General features: G+C 68.8%; 21 protein-coding genes. 11 read left to right on the top strand and 10 right to left on the bottom strand.

The window, feature by feature from the left end:
* Positions 1–22: 22 nt before the first annotated feature.
* The 3 genes from BEP68_RS05610 to BEP68_RS05600 are packed head-to-tail and all read right to left on the bottom strand — an operon-like array spanning position 23 to position 2521.
* Positions 23–916, bottom strand: a complete 894-nt coding sequence (locus tag BEP68_RS05610; protein WP_187249463.1) for a CPBP family intramembrane glutamic endopeptidase — start codon at positions 914–916, stop codon at positions 23–25.
* Positions 913–1638: a tRNA (guanosine(46)-N7)-methyltransferase TrmB gene (gene trmB / locus BEP68_RS05605; protein ID WP_053095707.1), complete on the bottom strand. Its 726-nt coding sequence runs from the start codon at positions 1636–1638 to the stop codon at positions 913–915. Before trmB ends, BEP68_RS05610 begins: the two co-directional genes overlap by 4 nt.
* 43 nt (positions 1639–1681) lie before the next feature.
* On the bottom strand, positions 1682–2521 hold the full coding sequence (locus BEP68_RS05600) for a DUF3097 domain-containing protein (protein ID WP_056278323.1): 840 nt from the start codon (positions 2519–2521) through the stop codon (positions 1682–1684).
* A gap of 122 nt (positions 2522–2643) precedes the next feature.
* Between BEP68_RS05600 and BEP68_RS05595 the strand changes: the two genes are divergently transcribed.
* The 4 genes from BEP68_RS05595 (at position 2644) to BEP68_RS05580 (ending at position 6806) form a co-directional block, all read left to right on the top strand.
* The gene (locus BEP68_RS05595; RefSeq protein WP_187249462.1) at positions 2644–4692 is read left to right on the top strand and encodes a TPM domain-containing protein; all 2049 of its coding nucleotides are present in this window, start codon (positions 2644–2646) and stop codon (positions 4690–4692) included.
* Positions 4693–4747: 55 nt separating this feature from the next.
* Positions 4748–5491 carry a PspA/IM30 family protein gene (locus tag BEP68_RS05590; RefSeq protein WP_053095704.1) on the top strand — a complete coding sequence of 248 codons (744 nt, stop codon included), beginning with the start codon at positions 4748–4750 and terminating at the stop codon, positions 5489–5491.
* A 68-nt stretch (positions 5492–5559) separates the two neighbouring features.
* A complete protein-coding gene (locus BEP68_RS05585) occupies positions 5560–6363 on the top strand; it encodes an arginase family protein (RefSeq protein ID WP_187249461.1) in 804 nt (267 codons plus the stop codon).
* Positions 6360–6806 carry a hypothetical protein gene (locus BEP68_RS05580; protein ID WP_053095702.1) on the top strand — a complete coding sequence of 149 codons (447 nt, stop codon included), beginning with the start codon at positions 6360–6362 and terminating at the stop codon, positions 6804–6806. Before BEP68_RS05585 ends, BEP68_RS05580 begins: the two co-directional genes overlap by 4 nt.
* Before the next feature lie 13 nt (positions 6807–6819).
* Here the strand turns inward: BEP68_RS05580 and BEP68_RS05575 are convergent, their stop codons facing one another.
* Genes BEP68_RS05575 through BEP68_RS05565 form a run of 3 tightly spaced genes read right to left on the bottom strand, consistent with a single transcriptional unit; the run spans position 6820 to position 8531 of the window.
* Entirely contained in the window at positions 6820–7290 is a 471-nt protein-coding gene (locus tag BEP68_RS05575; protein WP_187249460.1) for an SIP domain-containing protein, read from the bottom strand.
* A 33-nt stretch (positions 7291–7323) separates the two neighbouring features.
* Positions 7324–8046, bottom strand: coding sequence for a tyrosine-protein phosphatase (locus tag BEP68_RS05570; protein ID WP_187249459.1), 723 nt, complete (start codon positions 8044–8046; stop codon positions 7324–7326).
* The gene (locus BEP68_RS05565) at positions 8043–8531 is read right to left on the bottom strand and encodes a carboxymuconolactone decarboxylase family protein (protein ID WP_187249458.1); all 489 of its coding nucleotides are present in this window, start codon (positions 8529–8531) and stop codon (positions 8043–8045) included. Before BEP68_RS05565 ends, BEP68_RS05570 begins: the two co-directional genes overlap by 4 nt.
* A 171-nt stretch (positions 8532–8702) precedes the next feature.
* Between BEP68_RS05565 and BEP68_RS05560 the strand changes: the two genes are divergently transcribed.
* The 6 genes from BEP68_RS05560 to BEP68_RS05535 all read left to right on the top strand — a co-directional run bounded on the left by BEP68_RS05560 (position 8703) and on the right by BEP68_RS05535 (position 14650).
* A complete protein-coding gene (locus BEP68_RS05560; protein WP_072591073.1) occupies positions 8703–9629 on the top strand; it encodes an alpha/beta fold hydrolase in 927 nt (308 codons plus the stop codon).
* A gap of 94 nt (positions 9630–9723) precedes the next feature.
* Positions 9724–11244, top strand: coding sequence for an ABC transporter substrate-binding protein (locus BEP68_RS05555; RefSeq protein ID WP_187249457.1), 1521 nt, complete (start codon positions 9724–9726; stop codon positions 11242–11244).
* 13 nt (positions 11245–11257) lie between these two features.
* Positions 11258–12205 (top strand): ABC transporter permease, encoded by a 948-nt coding sequence (locus BEP68_RS05550; protein WP_053095696.1) that lies wholly within the window; start codon positions 11258–11260, stop codon positions 12203–12205.
* Entirely contained in the window at positions 12205–13071 is an 867-nt protein-coding gene (locus BEP68_RS05545; protein ID WP_053095695.1) for an ABC transporter permease, read from the top strand. Before BEP68_RS05550 ends, BEP68_RS05545 begins: the two co-directional genes overlap by 1 nt.
* Positions 13068–13859, top strand: coding sequence for an ATP-binding cassette domain-containing protein (locus tag BEP68_RS05540; RefSeq protein ID WP_056278304.1), 792 nt, complete (start codon positions 13068–13070; stop codon positions 13857–13859). The genes BEP68_RS05545 and BEP68_RS05540 overlap by 4 nt, the downstream gene beginning before the upstream one ends.
* Positions 13856–14650: an ABC transporter ATP-binding protein gene (locus BEP68_RS05535; protein ID WP_187249456.1), complete on the top strand. Its 795-nt coding sequence runs from the start codon at positions 13856–13858 to the stop codon at positions 14648–14650. Before BEP68_RS05540 ends, BEP68_RS05535 begins: the two co-directional genes overlap by 4 nt.
* 9 nt (positions 14651–14659) lie before the next feature.
* Here the strand turns inward: BEP68_RS05535 and BEP68_RS05530 are convergent, their stop codons facing one another.
* Genes BEP68_RS05530 through BEP68_RS05515 form a run of 4 tightly spaced genes read right to left on the bottom strand, consistent with a single transcriptional unit; the run spans position 14660 to position 17757 of the window.
* The gene (locus BEP68_RS05530; protein WP_053095693.1) at positions 14660–15277 is read right to left on the bottom strand and encodes a GNAT family N-acetyltransferase; all 618 of its coding nucleotides are present in this window, start codon (positions 15275–15277) and stop codon (positions 14660–14662) included.
* 4 nt (positions 15278–15281) lie between these two features.
* Entirely contained in the window at positions 15282–15992 is a 711-nt protein-coding gene (locus BEP68_RS05525) for a uracil-DNA glycosylase (RefSeq protein WP_053095692.1), read from the bottom strand.
* A gap of 2 nt (positions 15993–15994) precedes the next feature.
* Entirely contained in the window at positions 15995–16777 is a 783-nt protein-coding gene (locus BEP68_RS05520; RefSeq protein ID WP_171821902.1) for an SDR family oxidoreductase, read from the bottom strand.
* Positions 16771–17757, bottom strand: coding sequence for a DMT family transporter (locus BEP68_RS05515; RefSeq protein WP_187249455.1), 987 nt, complete (start codon positions 17755–17757; stop codon positions 16771–16773). The genes BEP68_RS05520 and BEP68_RS05515 overlap by 7 nt, the downstream gene beginning before the upstream one ends.
* Positions 17758–17791: 34 nt before the next feature.
* Here BEP68_RS05515 and BEP68_RS05510 point away from each other — a divergent pair, with 34 nt between their 5' ends.
* Positions 17792–18382 (top strand): TetR/AcrR family transcriptional regulator, encoded by a 591-nt coding sequence (locus BEP68_RS05510; RefSeq protein WP_187249454.1) that lies wholly within the window; start codon positions 17792–17794, stop codon positions 18380–18382.
* Positions 18383–18478 lie beyond the last annotated feature (96 nt).

Raw genomic sequence — 18478 nt, 5'->3', positions numbered from 1 at the left:
ATCGTATCGATGTCCGCTCGCGCTAGATCAGGAAGATCGACAGAAGCCCGGGGTTGTGGGCGTGCACGAGCACCCCGAACACCACCGCATCGAACAGCAGGTGCACCGTGACGACATAGGCCAGCGAGTGCGTCCGAATGAAGATGAACCCCTGCAGCAGCGCGAACGGGATGGTCAGCAGCGGTCCCCACTCGCGATAGCCCAGCTCCCACAGGAATGAGACGAACACGATCATCTGCAGCACGTTGGCGAGGGCGTCGGGGAAATGCCTGCGCAGCAGGGCGAAGACGGTGCAGATGAAGAACAGCTCGTCCCAGATGCCGACCGCTCCGACGCCGACGAACAGCCGGGCGATGAGGTCGGGCGAGTCCACGACCGGCCAGTTCTGATAGACGCCGCTGGTGATGAAGTAGAACGGCAGGATCAGCCAGCCGAGCACCAGGACGGCGACGAGCCAGCCCCACTGCAGGCGCCCCCAACGGCGATGCGCCCGCCAGGGGAAGCCGATCGCCCGGTCGCGGAACACGAAGCGGGAGACGACGTACGGAACCGCCACCGCGCCGCCGAGGGCGAGCGTGAACCGCAGCATCGCGAGGTTGTCGAGCTCTGCCGCGAGCGGGATCACGCTGACGATGAGCATGCCGAGGGCGATCAGGGACAGGTCCCTGGTGAGCGAGGGCTGACGGCTGGTCCCCACGACTCGGGCGCTCTCTCGACGCGTGCCCACGCGCACCGTCTGATCCGCCGTCACCGGCAGACGGCGCTCGACGAGCCACGCGCTCCCGACGCCGAGTGCGAGCAGCGCCCAGCCGAGCCACGGGATCTGCACCACGAAGAACGCCGGCGCCGCAGCGCACACGAGGAGCGCGGAGACGACCGCCGGCCACGTCGCCGAGATGCGCTGCGCGGTGATCACGCGCGCGACTTCCGCCGATACACGAGATCGCGGATGTCTCGCCCCTTGGCGATCCCCTTGCGTTCGAATGCGGTCATGACGCGTCCATCGAATCGCTCGGCCCAGTCGCCGTCGAAGGCGCGCTCGAACAGAGGCTCCGCGTCGAGCACCTCGCGCATCTGCAGCGCGTAGTCCTCCCAGTCGGTCGCGAGGCGGAGCAGACCGCCGTCACGGAGTGCGCGAGCGGCGGTGTCGGCGAACCCCTGGCGGACGAGACGGCGCTTGGTGTGCTTCTTCTTGTGCCACGGATCAGGGAAGAAGATCCAGACCTCTGCCGCTGCCGCTTCGGGGAGGTACGACGAGAGCACCTCTGGCGCATTCGCCTCGACCACGCGGACGTTGCGAGCGCCTTCGCGGTCGGCGTCGAGCATGGTCCTGGCGAGACCCGCGCGGAAGACCTCGACCGCGAGGAAGTCGTCGTCGGGGCGGGACGATGCGGCGGCGACGATGGCGTGCCCCTGACCGGAGCCGATCTCGACGTACAGGTCCGCATCCCGCCCGTACTCGGAGGCGGGATCGAGACGCGCCTCCGGGTGCACCGAGGTCCAGGCGACATCGCGGGGCACGTCGAGGAGGTAGTGCGGTCCGAGCTCTTCGAACGCGCGTTCCTGAGCATCGGACATCCGGCCGCTGCGGCGCACGAAGGAGACCGGTTCGTCGCGGAAGGTGCGGGGTTCGGGCATGCTTCCAGGGTAGTCGGCGGCGCTGAACGCCACCGACCGCGGGTCAGGAGGCGGGTGCCGTCACGAAGTCGATCAGCTCCTCCACCCGACCGAGGAGCGCGGGCTCGAGGTCGCGGTAGGTGTGCACCTTCGACAGGATGTGCTGCCAGGCGCGACCGGTGTCCGCCTGCGTCTCGTACGGCCACCCGAATGCGCGGCAGATCCCGGTCTTCCAGTCCGTGCCCCGAGGGATCTCCGGCCATCTCGCGATACCGAGAGCCCGAGGGGTGACGCACTGCCAGACATCCACGAACGGGTGGCCGACGATCTTCACATGCCTTCCGTGCGGACCCCGGGCGACGGCGTCGGCGATGCGCGACTCCTTCGACCCGGGCACGAGGTGATCCACGAGGACCCCGTAGCGCCGCGATGCGCTGGGAGGCTCTGCGGCGAGCAGCTCGTCGAGCAGGTCGACTCCCTGCAGGAACTCGACGACGACGCCCTCGACCCGCAGGTCCGCTCCCCATACCTTCTCGACCAGCTCGGCGTCGTGCTTGCCCTCGACCAGGATCCGGCTGGGAAGCGCGACCCTGGCTCGTTGATCGGCGGCGACGAACGAGCCGGATGCCGTGCGTCGGAGGCCCTGCTCCTTCGCGGCCGGGACCGTGAGCCGCACCGGTGATCCGTCGATCAGGAACCCGCCTCCGAGCGGGAAGAGGCGCTTGCGCCCCACCCGGTCCTCGAGTTCGACGTTGCCGCCCTGCACCCGTGTGACCGCTCCGCAGAATCCGTCCTGCGCCACCTCGACGACGAGATCGAGCTCGGCGGGAACCTGCGGCACCGGCTTGGCTGCTCGTTCCCTCCAGCCGGCAGCGAGCACATCGGATCCGTACCTGTCGTCCATGCCATCCAGCGTATGTGTCTCCGCTGAGGGCGAACGGCTATCCCCGCTCGGAAGGTGTCGCGTGTCGGCCTCTGTGCATAGACTCGTGCCATGGGGCTCGGCTGCCGGTCGGAGGGAACACGATGAAGACACGGTGGCTGGCGCTGGCCGCACTGACTGCGGCGGCTGCAGCAGCCGCGTTCTCCGCATCTGCTGCCTCCGCGACCGACCCCGTGACGCTCGACTCGGGATACGTGACGGACGACGCCGACGTCCTCAGCCCGAGCCAAGAGGACGCCGTCGAGGCTCGACTCCAGACGCTCAGCGACAATTCCTCGTCCGATCTCTTCGTCGTCCTCGTCGATGACTTCACCTCGCCGACCGACAACGTCGCCTGGGCCGATACCGTCGCAGAGAACAACAACCTCGGCTCCGAGCAGTACCTGCTCGCGATCGCGGTAGAGGGACGCAGCTACTACATCTCGGCAGCACCCGACGGCCCGCTCAGCGACAGCAAGCTCGACGACGTGGAAGACAAGATCCAGGGTCTGGCCGCACAGGAGGACTGGGAGGGCATGATCGTCCTCGCCGCCGACGAGATCGAGGGCGACGGCGGTGCGGGCGCTCTACGGGCCACACTGATCGTGGTCGCCGTCATCGCGGTCGGCCTGATCATCTGGCTGGTCATCGCCCTCATTCGCCGCGCGCGTCGCAATGCCGCGATCCGCAGGCGTGGCGCCATGCCCGAGACGCCCGATCCGAACGATCCGTTCTCCACGCTGACCGACGAGCAGGTGGAGACGCAGGCGGGGGCCGCACTCGTGCAGGCGGACGATGCGATCACCTCGAGCCGCGAGGAGCTCGGCTTCGCCGTCGCCCAGTTCGGCGACGCGGCGACCGCCGAGTTCAGCGGAGCAGTCGAGACCGCGAAGTCGAAGATGTCCGAGGCCTTCGATCTGAAGCAGAAGCTCGACGACGAGATCGAGGACACCGTCCACGATCGCCGCGCCTGGCACATCCGCATCATCCGGCTGTGCGACGAGATCGACGACGTCCTCGACGAGAACACCGACGCGTTCGACGCGCTCCGCAAGCTCGAGCAGAACGCACCACAGGAACTCGACAGAGTCCGCGGCGAGCGAGCCGCTCTCGTCCCGCTTCTGACTTCCGCGGCTCCCGCTCTGGCCGCGCTGTCCGCCACCTACGACGCATCGGCACTGAGCACGGTGTCCGACAACCCGGCACAGGCTCAGGAGCGGGCAGCCCTCGCCGACCGCTCGATCGAGGCCGCGCAGCAGGCGATAGCGGCCGGTCGCTCCGGCGAGGCGGCGTTCGCCATCCGCACGGCCGAGCAGTCGGTGGCGCAGGCGACACAGCTGGTCGAGGCCATCAACGCGCTGGGCACCGAACTCTCCCGTATCGAATCGCAGGCGCAGGCTCTCGTCGCCGAGCTGCAGGCCGACATCGCCGCGGCACAGCAGCTGCCTGACGCCGGAGGCACGCTCGCCGCGGTCGCGGCCGCAACCTCGCAGCAGCTGCAGCGTGCGCAGGCCGACCTCTCCGGAGCATCGCGCAGTCCGCAGCGCGTGCTCGAAGCGCTCAGCGCGGCGAACACGCAGATCGACGCCGCGATCGCGGAGGGCACCCAGGCCGTGGAACGGGCGCGACGCGTGCAGCAGCTTCTCGAGCAGACCCTGACGCAGGCGGGCTCCGAGATCCGAGCAGCGCGCGAGTACATCGAGACGCGGCGGGGAACCGTCGGCTCCACGGCTCGCACCCGCCTCTCCCAGGCCGACGCGACCCTTACTCAGGCCGTGAGTCTGCGGTCGTCGGATCCCGAGACCGCGCTCGCAGAAGCAGGACGCGCGCTCGAACTCGCCCGGCAGGCCACCTCATCCGCCCAGGCGGATGTCGCGGCCATGAGCCCGAGCCGCTATGAGAGCGGATGGGGCGGCGCCGGCGGCAGCATCTTCGGCGGCGGATCAGGCTCCGGCGGTTCCGGCCTGGGCGGCGACATCCTGGGCGGCATCATCGGCGGTCTGCTCTCCGGCGGCGGCGGAGGCGGCGGCTCCTCGCGCAGCAGCAGCTGGCGTTCCAGCGGTGGCGGCGGGTTCCGCAGCTCCGGTTTCGGCGGAGGCGGCGGCAGCCGCTCCAGCGGCCGCAGCGGCCGTTCGGGAGGGCGACGCTTCTGAAACGCACACCTATCGACCCCAGACATCGAGTCCGACCCTCTGAAAGGAACCACGCATGACCAAGCAGTCCATCTTCGGACGTATCTCGACCCTCGTCCGCGCGAACATCAACTCGCTCCTGGACTCTGCGGAAGACCCGCAGAAGATGATCGACCAGCTCGTTCGCGACTACACGAACAGCATCGCCGACGCCGAGTCGGCCATCGCCGAGACCATCGGCAACCTGCGTCTGCTGGAGCGCGACCACGAGGAAGACGTCCAGGCCGCCACCGAGTGGGGCAACAAGGCTCTCGCCGCCAGCCGCAAGGCCGACGAGATGCGCTCCACCGGCGACGCCGCCGATGCCGACAAGTTCGACAACCTCGCGAAGATCGCTCTGCAGCGCCAGATCAGCGCCGAGCGCGAGGCGACCGGGGCCGAGCCGCAGATCGCCGCTCAGACCGAGATCGTCGACAAGCTGAAGTCCGGCCTCAACGGCATGAAGGACAAGCTCGGCGAGCTGAAGAACAAGCGCAGCGAGCTGCTCGCCCGCGCCAAGGTCGCCGAGGCTCAGACGAAGGTGCAGGATGCGGTCTCCTCGATCAACGTCCTCGACCCCACCAGCGAGCTGGGACGTTTCGAAGACAAGGTTCGCCGTCAGGAGGCCCTCGCCCAGGGCAAGATCGAGCTCGCGGCATCCAGCCTCGACGCTCAGTTCGAGAGCCTCGAAGACCTCGGTGAGCTGACCGAGGTCGAGGCTCGTCTCGCCGAGCTGAAGGCGGGCGGCTCCGCCCCTCGCCAGGCCATCGAAGGCTCCTGATACACCCTGCGGGTGCCTCGGATCCTCGTGTCCGAGGCACCCGCTCCTCTTCTCAGCTGGAGGCACCCATGGTGCGTTTCCTCGTCGTCCCGCAGTGGCAGGGCTCCCCCGCCGCTCGCGCGATGCTGCTCGTCGACGGCGCCTCGGCGATCGCCGGCGACCTTCCGCGTGCCGCGACCACGGTGCTCGATGTGCCGGTCGAAGCCGGTGAATCCCTCGGCACCGGCGTCCGCCGACTCAGCGCTCTCCTTCGCACCCGAGAGCTCGTCGAAACCGGCATGACCGCCGACACCGTGATCATCGGCGGCGACTGCAGCGTGACCGTCGCCGCCCTGGCGGCTCTTCCCGGCGGAACCGACGACCTGGCCGTCGTGTGGTGCGATGCCCACGCCGACCTGCACACGCCGGACACCTCACCCTCCGGAGCGTTCTCCGGCATGGCGCTCCGCGCGGTACTCGGCGACGGAGAGCCTCAACTCGCGCTCTCGCCCGGGATCCCCCGCGATCGGGTGGTCACGGTGGGCATGCGCAATCTCGACGACGACGAGGTCACCGCCCTCGACGGCCTCGCCCAGCTCTCCGTCGACGATCTGGAATCGCCCGACGCTCTCGCCGACGCGGTCGAAGCGACCGGCGCGCGCCGCGTATGGGTGCACATCGACGTCGATGTGCTCGACCCTGCGGAGATCGCCGGTGTCTCTTCCCCCGCACCGTTCGGACTCTCGCCCGCGAGTCTGAGCACCGCGATCCGCGCACTGCGGTCCCGTGTGCCGCTGGCGGGCGCCACCATCGCGGGGTTCGCCCCTCGCTCACCCGTTGACGCGGTCGACGACCTCGGCGCGCTGCTCCGTCTCGTCGGAGCCGTCGCATGACGTCCGACTGGCGGCCGGCCGCCGAGCGCGCTGTGGCTCGCGGTCGGAGACTCGACCGCCGGATCCCCGCGTTCCTCCTGCGTTCGCCGATCAGCCGGATCGGCTACTGGTGGGGCACGTCCGTGGGCTGGATCTGGGGGTCCCTGTGGAGCACGGGTCCCGTCGAACGCCGATCGGGCCTGTGGGTGTTCCAGGGGATGCCGAACTGGACGTTCAACCGCGGCGGAGTGTGCGTCGGCGGCTGCTTCCTGACGGGTGACGCCCGTCCGAGCGACGCCGTGCTGCGCCACGAGGCGGTGCACAAGGCGCAGTGGCTGCGCTACGGCATCCTGCTTCCGGTGCTCTACCTGTTCGCGGGCAGGGATCCGCTGCGTAACCGCTTCGAGATCGAGGCAGGCCTGGAAGACGGCAACTACGTGCGCCGCAGCAGGTCGCGGCCGTAGAGCGCGGAGGCGCTCAGCGGTCGACGGGCAGCAGCCCGAAGCGCTCCGGAGCGTGGATCTGAGCAGGCTGGATCTCGAGGGCGCCCGTCAGGTGCTCGACGATGTCAGCCGTGCCGAGGAAGCCTCCGAGAAGGGTGACGTGGGTGTCGAGTTCGTCGTCGCAGAGCATCTCGTCTGCCCATGCGCAGGTCGCTCGGGCGAGAGCCTCGCCGGTTGCGCACGCTCGCCCGCTTCCCGGTGCGCCCGATCGCTGGGATCGAGCGAGCCACGTGACCGTCATGCGTCCAGGGGCTTCGATCACGCCGATGTCGGACGCGTCGGCGACCTCGATGAAGATCCGACCCGACGCGCACAGCGGCAGAGTGGCGAGGAAGACCTCGAGCTCGGTGAGCGAGTGCTCGTCGGCCGTCACCAGGTGGTGAGCACGGCGACGTGCGGCGCGGCGCTCGGCACGCGTGCTGCGGGTCTCGAGGAAGGTCTCCATGATGCATCCATCATACAGCACATGAAGGGTTGCCTAACCTTGCTCGGGGACTTCTTCCACAAGTGCGCATCGCAGAGCCTCGAGTTCCTGGTCCGTCATCCCGTTCGCGCGCAGGTAGCCGGCGGCCGAACCCCAACGTTCGTCGACCTGCTCGAGCAGCGCCCGCATCACCGGTGCCGGCGACTGCGTCGCCAGAGCGACGGCGTGCACAGCCTGCGGATGCTGCGACCTCAGGTATGCGGCGATGCGCTGCGACCGCTCGGCGGGCAGCAGCGACTCCGTGAGCGCGTAGTCCGCGACGATCGCCTCACGGTCGGCGCCCACAGCGGCGAGTGCGAGCGCGACGGTCACCCCGGTGCGGTCCTTGCCGACCGTGCAGTGAACGAGAGTCGGCTCCCCCTCGGCGATGATGCGGATCGCGGCGACGAGCCGATCTCCGCTCTCCTCGAGCAGGTGCAGATAGAGATCCTCCAGGCTCGTGTCCGTCTCGAAGAACGACCGCACGGATCCGAGGAACAGCGGAAGGTGAGTGGTGTCGGGACCCTCGATCTCGGTCGGCTCTGCGGCGACCTCTTCGCCGTCGCGGAGATCGACGATGTGAGCGACGCGGCGACGGACCTCGTTCACCCCGGCAGTGGTCGCCGCCGAAAGCTGGCCGGATCGCAACAGCACGCCCGAACGGATCCGACCACCGTCTGCGAGCATCCCTCCGACGTCGCGGAAGTTGTTGACCCCGTCGACCTCGAGAACGCTCATGCGTGCGCCTGCGCCTGCGCCTGCGGCGAGCGCGGCGGAACCGGGTACCTTCCGGCAATCACGACTCGATTGAAGGCGTTGATCGAGATGCAGGCCCAGCTCAGTGCCGCGTACTCCTTCTCGGTGAACACTCCACCGACCCGGTTGTACACGTCGTCGGAGATGCCCTCCTCGGAGATGAAGGTGAAAGCCTCGGCGAGCTCGAGCGCGGCTTCCTCGCGGTCACTGAAGACATTGCTCTCGCGCCACGTCGCGATCTGCATGAGCGTGTCGGTGTCGATGCCCGCCTTGAGCGCGCGATCCACATGCAGACGCGTGCAGTAGCTGCACCCGTTGAGCTGCGACGAGTGGATCATCACGATCTCCTTGAGCCGATCGTCGATCCCGTTGGCTGCGCAGATGTCTCCCACGGTGCGGGCGAAGGCGTCGAGCGCCTGGTAGGCCGCCGGCTCGGTCTTTGAGAGGTGCACTCGCGTCTCGCTCATGGCTCAATGATATTCCGTTGTGCACTTCAGCTGGCGAGCCGCTCACAGGAAGCGAGAATGCAGAGCGCGAAATGACGGCACCCATTTGATGACTTTTCGCCAAGGATGAGCGGGGTTGCGGCAAACATAATGCTCCCGCATTTCCCCACCACCCTCGAAGCAGAGCAGAATATGCAGGTGGCGATCGACACCAGCGAGTTCAGCTATCTTCCCGCACAGGCGCAGACGATGGGGGTCTCCGAACCGTCCGTTCGACGCGTGACGCTGCCCCTGCCGGACGGCCGCCAGGTGAGCGCGCTGCGATTCGGCGACGAGGCACCTCGAGTGACACTGCTGCACGGCGCCGGTCTCAATGCGCACACGTGGGACACGACGGTGCTCGCGCTCCAGCAGCCGGTGCTGGCGATCGACCTCGCCGGTCACGGCGACTCGTCGTGGCGCGACGACCTCGATTACACCCCTCGCACTCTCGCGCTCGACGTCGCCGCGGCGCTCGACGCCTGGACGGACGCCCCGCAGCTGGTCGTGGGTCACTCGCTCGGCGGCCTCACCGGCGCAGCTCTCGCCGCTGCCCGTCCCGACCTCGTGTCGGGGCTGATCGTGGTCGACATCACTCCGGGCATCGACACGTCCGCCGGGCCCGCCGCCCTGCGCGAGTTCTACGCCGGCCCCACGGATTTCGAGACACGCGACGAGCTCGTCGACCGCGCGATCTCGTTCGGGTTCGGAGGCGCCAGGTCTGACACCGAGCGGGGCGTGTTCCTGAACACCCGCGTGCGCGCCGACGGCCGCGTCGAGTGGAAGCACCACTTCGCGCACCTCGCGGCCCAGACGCTCGCTGCGCACGACCGCGGCGACGTCTCGGCGCCGTCCGCACTTCACACCACCGGCTGGCAGGATCTCTCGCAGACGTCGGCACCCCTCACGCTCCTCCGCGCCATCGACGGCTTCGTGACCGCAGCGGATGCGCAGGAGTTCGCCGATCGTCTGCCTCAGGCCCGCGTGGTCGCCGTCCAGGCCACCCACAACGTTCAGGAGACCGCGCCCGGGCAGCTCGCCGCGGTGATCTCGTCCTCGCTCCCGCCGCACGGAATGTGACGTTCCGTTCCACATTCCGCCCTCACCCACCCGACACATCCCTAGGCTCGATCCATCGGCACACAGCAACTGCCGCACCGAGAGGAAACAACCCATGTTCCGACGTACGCGACGACTCGCGCTGATCTCCGCCATCGCGGCGAGCGCCATCGTCCTCACCGCCTGCGCAGGTGCCGCAGAGCCCGAGACCACTGAGCCCGTCGGAGAGCCCGATCCCGACGCGACGCTCCAGGTGGGGCTCGTCCTCGAACCCACCAATCTCGACATCCGTCACACCAGCGGCGCCGCCCTCGAACAGATCCTCATCGACAACATCTACGAGGGTCTGATCAGCCGGACGCAGGAGAACGAGATCGTGCCCCGCCTCGCCTCGGACTACGAGGTCTCCGACGACGGACTCACTTACACGTTCACCCTCAACGAGGGCATCACGTTCCACAGCGGAACCGCACTCACCTCGGCCGACGTGGTCGCCTCGTACGAGGCCGTCCGCACGGACGCGACGCTGCAGGGCAACGCCGAGTTCGCCTCGGTGGCCTCTATCACCGCCCCGGACCCCGCGACGGTGCAGATCGTGCTCACGGAGCCGAACCAGAACTTCCTGTTCTCGCTCACCGGGCCTGCGGGTCTCGTCTTCCAGACGGGCGACACGACCGACCTCAAGACCGCCGAGAACGGAACCGGCCCCTTCACCCTGACTCGGTGGAACAAGGGCAGCGCCATCACCTTCGCCCGCAACGACGCCTATTGGGGCGAACCGGCGGGAGTCGCCGAGGTCGAGTTCCAGTACATCCCCGACTTCACCGCCGGAGTGAACACCGCTCTCGACGGCGGGGTTCAGGTTCTCACAGCCGTCGACCCGAATCTCGCCCCGCAGCTCGAGGATTCCGGCGACTTCACCCTCACGACCGGCCGCACCACAGACAAGGCCACGCTCGCGTTCAACAACGCCAAGGCGCCTCTCGACGACGTGCGGGTACGCGAGGCACTCCGCCTCGCGATCGATCACGAGGCTCTCGTCGAGGCCGTCGGTGCGGGATCCACCCTGTACGGACCGATCCCCGAGCTGGACCCCGGTTACGAGGACCTCTCCGATGTCGTCTCCTACGATCCGGAGAAGGCGAAGGAGTTGCTTGCAGAAGCCGGCCAGGAGGATCTCGAGCTCACCCTGACGATCCCCAGCTTCTACGGAACGACGGTCCCCAAGGTGCTCATCTCGGACTTCCAGAAGGTCGGCGTCACCCTCGATGTCGACTCCGTCGAGTTCCCGGCCTGGTTGGAGGACGTCTACACCAACCACGACTACGACCTCAGCTTCGTGCTGCACGTCGAGCCGCGTGACTTCGGCAACTTCGCGAACCCCGACTACTACTTCGGCTACGACAACGCCGAGGTGCAGGGCCTGTACACCGAGGCGCTGGCCGAGGTCGATCCCGACAAGTCCGCGGACCTGCTCGCCGAAGCCGCGCGCATCGTGTCCGAGGACCACGCGGCGGACTGGCTGTACAACGGTGCGACCATCACGGCCGTGAGCCCGCTCGTGACCGGCTTCCCCGAGGACTCGATCAACTCCCGCATCAACCTGGCCGGGGTGACCGTGGCCACCGAGAAGTGATGACGCGCACGTCGTGATCCGCTACGCGCTCGTTCGAGGAGCCCTGCTCATCGCAGGGCTCCTCGTCTCGAGTGCGGTGATCTTCCTGACCCTCAGGGTCTTCCCCGGCGATGTCGCACAGCTGATCGCGGGCACGCAGGCCTCCCCCGACGAGGTCGAGGCCCTTCGCGAATCCCTCGGTCTGAACCGTCCTCTCCCCGCGCAGTACGCGGAGTGGATCGGCGGGATCTTCCGCGGCGATCTCGGCACGTCGCTCCTCTCGGGCGCCTCGGTCGGCGAGGAGCTGCTCGAGAAGGCGCAGGTCACGGTCCCGCTCGGCATCCTCTCCCTGCTCATCGCCGTCCTCATCGCCGTGCCGTTCGGAATCCTGGCCGCGCTGCGTCGTGGCGGTCGCGGAGGCACGGCGCTGAGCGTCGGCGCGCAGGCTCTCGCCGCGGTGCCCGTCGTCTGGGCGGGCATGATGCTCATCGTCGTCTTCTCGGTCTGGCTCGGCTGGCTTCCCCCGCAGGGCTTTCCCCGCACCGGGTGGAGCACGCCCTGGCGAGCGATCGAGTCGCTGCTGCTGCCCGCTCTCACGATCGGCATCGTCGAGGGCGCGATGCTCATGAGATTCGTGCGCAGTGCGACCCTGCAGGCCGCGGGACAGGACTTCGTCCGCACCGCCGCCGCCAAGGGACTCACCCGCACGCGCGCCCTTATCTCCCACGGCATACCGGCAGTCGGACTCTCGATCATCACTGTCCTCGGACTGCAGGTCGCGGGCATCATCGTCGGCTCGGTCGTCATCGAGCAGCTGTTCACCCTCCCGGGCATCGGGCGGATGCTCGTGGCCGACGTCGGAACGCGCGACCTCGTCAAGGTGCAGAGCGAGCTGCTCGTGCTCACCGGTTTCGTGCTCGTGGTGGGCTTCCTCGTCGATCTGGTCCATCGTGCGATCGATCCTCGGCAGAGGGAGGCCTGATGTCCGGTTGGCTGTCGAGACTGTGGCGGACCGCGACCGGGCGATTCGGTCTGATCGTCGTCGCCATCGTCGCTCTCACGGCGCTCGTCTCGCTGTTCTGGACGCCGTTCGACCCGCAGGAGTCCGATCTGGCGGCTCGCTGGGGTGTCCCCGGCTGGCCCCATCTGCTCGGCACCGACGACACCGGGCGCGACATCCTCAGTCTGCTCATGGCGGGCTCTCGGACGACGGTGTTCGTGAGCATCGGCGCCGGGCTCGTCGCCACGGTCGTCGGCATCGCCCTGGCCGCGCTCGGCGCGCTCACGGCACGGTGGCTGCGTGAGACGGTGGCCGTGCTCGTCGACATCCTGATCGCCTTCCCCGTGCTGCTCATCGCGATGATGATCTCGTCGGTCTGGGGCGGCTCGCTCTGGGTGGTGATCTGGTCGGTGGGCATCGGCTTCGGCGTCAACATCGCTCGCGTCACCCGACCAGAGCTGCGCCGCGTGCAGCAGAGCGACTTCGTCCTCGCCGCGCGGGCCTCCGGCCTGACGACCGGTCAGAGCCTCGCGCGCCACCTGCTGCCCAACGTCGCGCCTGTGTTCATCGTGCAGCTGTCGTGGTCGATGGCGGTCGCCGTGCTCGCCGAAGCGGGACTGTCGTACCTGGGCTTCGGCGCGTCGGTGGTGGAGCCGAGCTGGGGGCTGCTGCTCGCCGATCTCCAGCGCTACATCGGCGTGCATCCCCTCTCGGTCATCTGGCCGGGCCTCGCGATCACGATCACTGTGCTCGCTCTCAACCTCCTGGGCGACGGCCTGCGCGAGGCCACCGATCCCACGCTGCGCCATCGCGCCGCCGAGATCCACACGCCGGCGGTGATCGCATGAGTCTCGAAGTGACCGACCTCGTCGTCCGCATCGACGGACGGCCGGTGGTCGACGGCGTCTCGTTCGAGGTGCCGGACGGATCGCGCCTGGGCCTGATCGGCGAATCCGGATCCGGCAAGTCCTTGACCGCCCTGGCCGTTCTCGGGCTCCTTCCCGACGGCGCGACCGCGAGCGGCAGCATCCGCTGGAACGGCACTGAGCTGATCGGAATGCCGGATCGCGAGCTCGCACGCCTGCGCGGTGACGAGATCGGGATCGTCTTCCAGGAGCCGCGCACCGCTCTGAACCCGATCCGCACGGTCGGCAGGCAGATCGCCGAGTCGATCCGCATCCACGAGGGCATCGGTCGACGAGAGGCCCGAGAGCGAGCGATCCAGGAGGCGGCTCGCGTGCGCCTGCCCGACCCGACGTCGATCGTCGATCGGTATCCGCACCAGCTGTCCGGCGGTCAGAGGCAGCGGGTGGCGATCGCGATGGCGCTCGCGTGCCGACCGCGTCTGCTCATCGCCGATGAGCCGACGACCGCTCTCGACGTCACGATCCAAGCCGAGATCCTCGCTCTACTGTTGAACCTCGTCGAGGAGCAGGGCATGTCACTCGTGTTCATCACCCACGATCTCGCCGTCCTCGCTCAGGTCGCGACCCAGGGCGTGGTTCTCGAAGACGGCCACGTGGTCGAGGCGGCTCCCGTGAGCACGCTCCTCACCGCCCCGACGTCGCCGATCACCCAGGGGCTGCTCCGCGACGCGACCGCGACCCTGTGGCGGCCCGAGGGAGGCACGCGATGAGCCTGATCGAGGCGCGGTCTCTGCGGCGTGACTTCGTGATCCCCAAGCGCTCCGCCTTCGAGCCGACGCGCAGGCAGACAGCCTTGGCACCGACAGACCTCGACATCGTCGAGGGGTCGTCCGTCGGGATCATCGGCGAATCCGGGTCGGGGAAATCGACGCTCGTCAGACTGCTGCTCGGACTCGACCGTCCGACGTCCGGCACCGTCACCGTCGATGGAAGAGCCGTGGATGCCGCGGCATCCGCCCGCTCGCTGCACTGGCTGCGCCGTCAGACCGGGCTCGTGTTCCAGGACCCGTACGCATCGCTGGACCCTCGCATGACCGCCGCCCAGATCATCCGCGAGCCCCTCTGGGCGCTCGGCATCGAGGGAGACCACCGCGCGCGCGTGCGCGACGTGCTCGAGCAGGTCGGCCTCGAACCCGAGATGGGCGACCGCTACCCGCACGAGTTCTCGGGAGGGCAGCGGCAGCGGATCGCGTTGGCCCGCGCCATCGTGCATCGACCCCGCATCCTCGTCGGAGACGAGCCCCTGTCGGCGCTCGACGTGACCGTGCGAGCTCAGATCCTCGAGCTCCTGATCGAGCTGCGACGCAGCGCCGACCTGACGCTCGTCCTGGTGTCGCACGACATCGGCGTGGTGCAGAACCTGTGCGACACGGTGGTCGTGATGAAGGACGGCGCCGTCGTCGAGCGAGGCCCCACCGCAGACGTGCTGCTGCGCCCGACGCAGGACTACACGAAGGCTCTCCTCGCCGCGATCCCCGTGATCCCCGCTCCCCCGTCGTGAGCAGGGTCGTCAGCGCGCCGAGCTCGTGCTGAAGAACTTCCGCCGACGGCTGGGACGCAGCGCGCGGCGCATGTAGACGGTCCCGAGGTCCCGGCCGAACTTGTGCCCGACTCGGCCCATCCGTCCGGCCTCGACGAAGCCGAGCTTCGCGTGGAGCCGAATCGAGGCGTCGGCCTTCGTGTCGCTGATCACGGCCACCATCTCGCGGATGCCGAGCTGTTCGCAGGCGTCGATGAGCGCCTGCAGCAGCGCAGCTCCGAGCCCCTTGCCGCCGGCTCCCGGACCGAGGTAGATCGAGTCCTCGACCGTGTACCGGTACGCGTTCTTGCCCGCCCACGGCTGCGCCAGCGCGTACCCGATCACGACCCCCGCCGGCGAGACCGCCACTAGGAAGGGCAGGCCGAGCTTGCTCAGCAGCGCGAACTTCTCACGCCAGTAGGGGATGCTGCTGCGCCGCTCATCGAGAGTGACCACCGAATTGCTGACGAAATGGTTGTAGATCTCGCGCACGTACGGGAGGTCGCCCGAACGTGCGGGGCGGATCGAGTACGAGAACACGTCGGGTTCGGGCTGCGGGCGCAGATGGCGCGGCAGCACACGGCGGCGATCACCGGGCTCGAACTGCATGCGATCAGCTTAGAGGGGGCGCTTCGCCGACGCGCCAGTCGATCGGACTCGCACCGAGCCCGTCGAGCAGCTCGTTCGCTCGCGAGAACGGCCGAGAGCCGAAGAATCCGCGCCGTGCGGAGAGCGGAGACGGGTGCGCCGAGGCGATCACGGGGGTCTCGCCGAGGAGGGGCTGCAGATTCGCCGCGTCCTTGCCCCACAGGATCGCGACGAGCGGCTGGTCCCGCGCGACGAGTGCGCGGATCGCGAGCTCGGTCACCTGCTCCCATCCCCAGCGGCGATGGGAGCCGGCCTCGCCGGGCCGCACGGTCAGCACCCTGTTGAGCAGCAGGACCCCCTGGTCGCTCCACGCGGACAGATCTCCGTGCGGGGCAGGCGGGATGCCGAGATCGCTCTCGAGTTCCCGGTAGATGTTCCCCAGGCTGCGCGGCAGCGGCCGCACGTCATGGTCGACGGCGAACGACAGCCCGATCGGGTGCCCGGGAGTCGGATACGGGTCCTGACCGGTGATGAGCACCTTGACGTCGGACATCGGGCGTTCGAAGGCGCGCAGCACGTGATCGCCCGCGGGAAGATAACCGCGTCCTGCGGCCTGCTCCTCCCGCAGCCGCTCCCCGAGGGCGGTGATCGTCTGCTGAACCGGAGCGAGTGCGTCCGCCCATTCGGGGTCCATGAGACCGTCGCCGGCGAGCTCGGCGAGAGTGCGCGCGGTCATCCTCAGTCGATCGGCCGCACGCGCAGCGGTCCGCGGGCGAGAAGATGGTTGGCCGACTGCGCGACGGGTCGCATCGTGACGAGGTCGAGATTCACGTGAGCGGGCGCGTCGAGGGCATAGGCGATCACGTCGGCGACGTCCTCGGCGCGCAGCGGCGCCTCGACGCCCGAATACACGGCCTCTGCCGCGACCGCGTCTCCGCCCAGACGGTTGAGCGTGAACTCCTCGGTGTGCACCATTCCGGGAGCGATCTCGGACACGCGGATCGGCTCGCCGTTCAACTCGAGACGGAGGGCGTGCACGAGCATGGCCTGCGCGGCCTTGGCGGCGTTGTAGCCTCCGCCGCCCGGGTAGGCCACCTGGGCGGCCGTCGAGGTCACGAACACGGTGTCCGCGTGACCGTCCGCGGCGGCTGCCCGACGAAGCAGAGGCAGGAGCCCCGCCACCAGACGCTGGCTCGAGAGCACGTTCGCGTCGTACATCCACTGCCAGTCGTCGATCGACGCGTTCTCGATGCGATCCGTGCCTCGCGCTCCGCCCGCGACCTGCACGAGAGCGTGCACGGGTCCCGAATCCTCGAGCTCCGAGACCAGCGCTGCGACGGCTTCCGGGTTCGTCAGGTCGCACGCGATCGTCGACGCCCCGGTCTCCGCCGAGAGCGCCTCCAATCGGGACGCCCGTCGTGCGACTCCCACGACCCCCCAGCCGCGGGCGCGCAGCGCGCGCACCGTCGCCTGTCCGATACCCGAACTCGCACCCGTCACCACTGCACGCCTGTTCACCATTCCTCCACCGTACGATGTTCCGGCCGCGAAAGCCGCTGCGCATCGTCGGGTCGCGTCGACGCGCCGCGTCGGGAGTCGACGCGCGCCGACCGGACCTCGGAGACGAGGACGAGTGCGACCCCGGCTCCGCACAGCGCGAATCCGGCGATCGTGAGGATCGTCAGAGGCTCCCCCAGCAGGATGGTTCCGGCCAGTGACGTCGTCGGCGCGATCAGGAAGAGCAGCGCCTGCAGGGCGGTGATGCCGATGCGCTTCAGCAGCCACCAGTACAGGCCGTATGCGGCGAGCGTCGGAGCGGCCGCGGTCAGCACCACGGCGAGCCAGAACGATCCGGAGGCGGGCGGAACCAGCGTCCCCGTCACCGCCGCGATCACCACGAGCAGCGCCGCCGTCACCGTCACATGGACGGTCAGCGTCACGAGTACGCCGGTCTGCACCCCGGTCTTCCGCTGCAGCAGGGTGCCGACGATGAGGCACACCATGGCGACGGCCGGCAGCGCATAGGCCGCAGGTGGAGCCTCGGTGGCGCCGAGCTGCGACTGGACGACGAGCAGCACTCCGATCGCGCCCACTCCGAGCCCGACCCATTGGGCTCCGCGCACGCGCAGACCGAGGATGGGCCCGACGAGCACAGCCACCACCAGGGGCTGCACCGCGTCGATGAGAGCCACGGTGCCGGTGGCGATGCCTGCGGCGACGGCACCGTAGACCGCGATGCAGTAGCCGAACTGCGCGAAGATCCCTATCGAGGCCTGGATCCGGAGCTCACGGCGGTGCATCCCCGTCGCCGCTCCTGAGACGACGACGAGCACCAGCAGCGCGACGGCCAGGGGTGCGAACCGCCACACGAGGAGCGTCAGGGGCGAGACCTCGACGGTGGCGAACGCCGGGATGATGAACCCCGAGCTCCAGGTCACGACGAATGCGGTCGCGGCGGTCGCCGTCGTCACGACCCGAAGTACACCGATCTGTTTACTCATGATGCCGACTATACAGACTGGTATAGTCGTCCGCATGACCTCGTCCGTTCCCGAACTCGTCCCGCTCACGCCCGGAGGGCGGCGCGTTCTCGACGCCGCATCGCGACTGTTCTACGAGCGAGGCATCCACGCGGTCGGGGTCGACACGATCGCCGAGGCGGCCGGAGTCACGAAGAAGACGCTCTACGACCGCTTCGGGTCGAAGGAGGCGCTGGTCGTCTCCTACCTCCAGCACCGGGATGCGCGGTGGCGCGACCACGTCGCCGGCCAGCTCGCCCGGGTGCCCGATCGCGGCGCCGACCGTGTGCTCGCGGTCTTCGACGCCGCGATCTCCTGGTCCGACGAGAACAGCCCGAAGGGATGCAGCGCGATCAACGCCCGAGCCGAGATCGGCGAGGGCAACGACGACCACCCGGTGTTCCCCGAGGTGTCTCGCCAGAAGGCCTGGCTCCTCGATCTGTTCGAGGAGCTCTGCGGCGAAGCGGGGATCACCGATCCGCAGGCGATGGCACAGGCGATGATGCTGCTGTACGAGGGCGCGATCGTCACGGTCGGGATGACGACGTTCGCCGAGCCGTTCGCGATCGCTCGCACGTGGGCGGCGAGGCTGCTCGGCCGGCCCTGAACCCGCACGCGCACCGGCGCCGGGATCCGGCCGGTGTTCATTACGTCACATTTCCCACCCACTGTTGACAACTTCCGATATTCCGTACTGTCGCAT

It is taken from the genome of Microbacterium sp. 4-7 (genome assembly GCF_014332665.1).
Lineage (GTDB): Bacteria > Actinomycetota > Actinomycetes > Actinomycetales > Microbacteriaceae > Microbacterium.
This window is presented reverse-complemented; position numbering and strand designations above follow the sequence as displayed.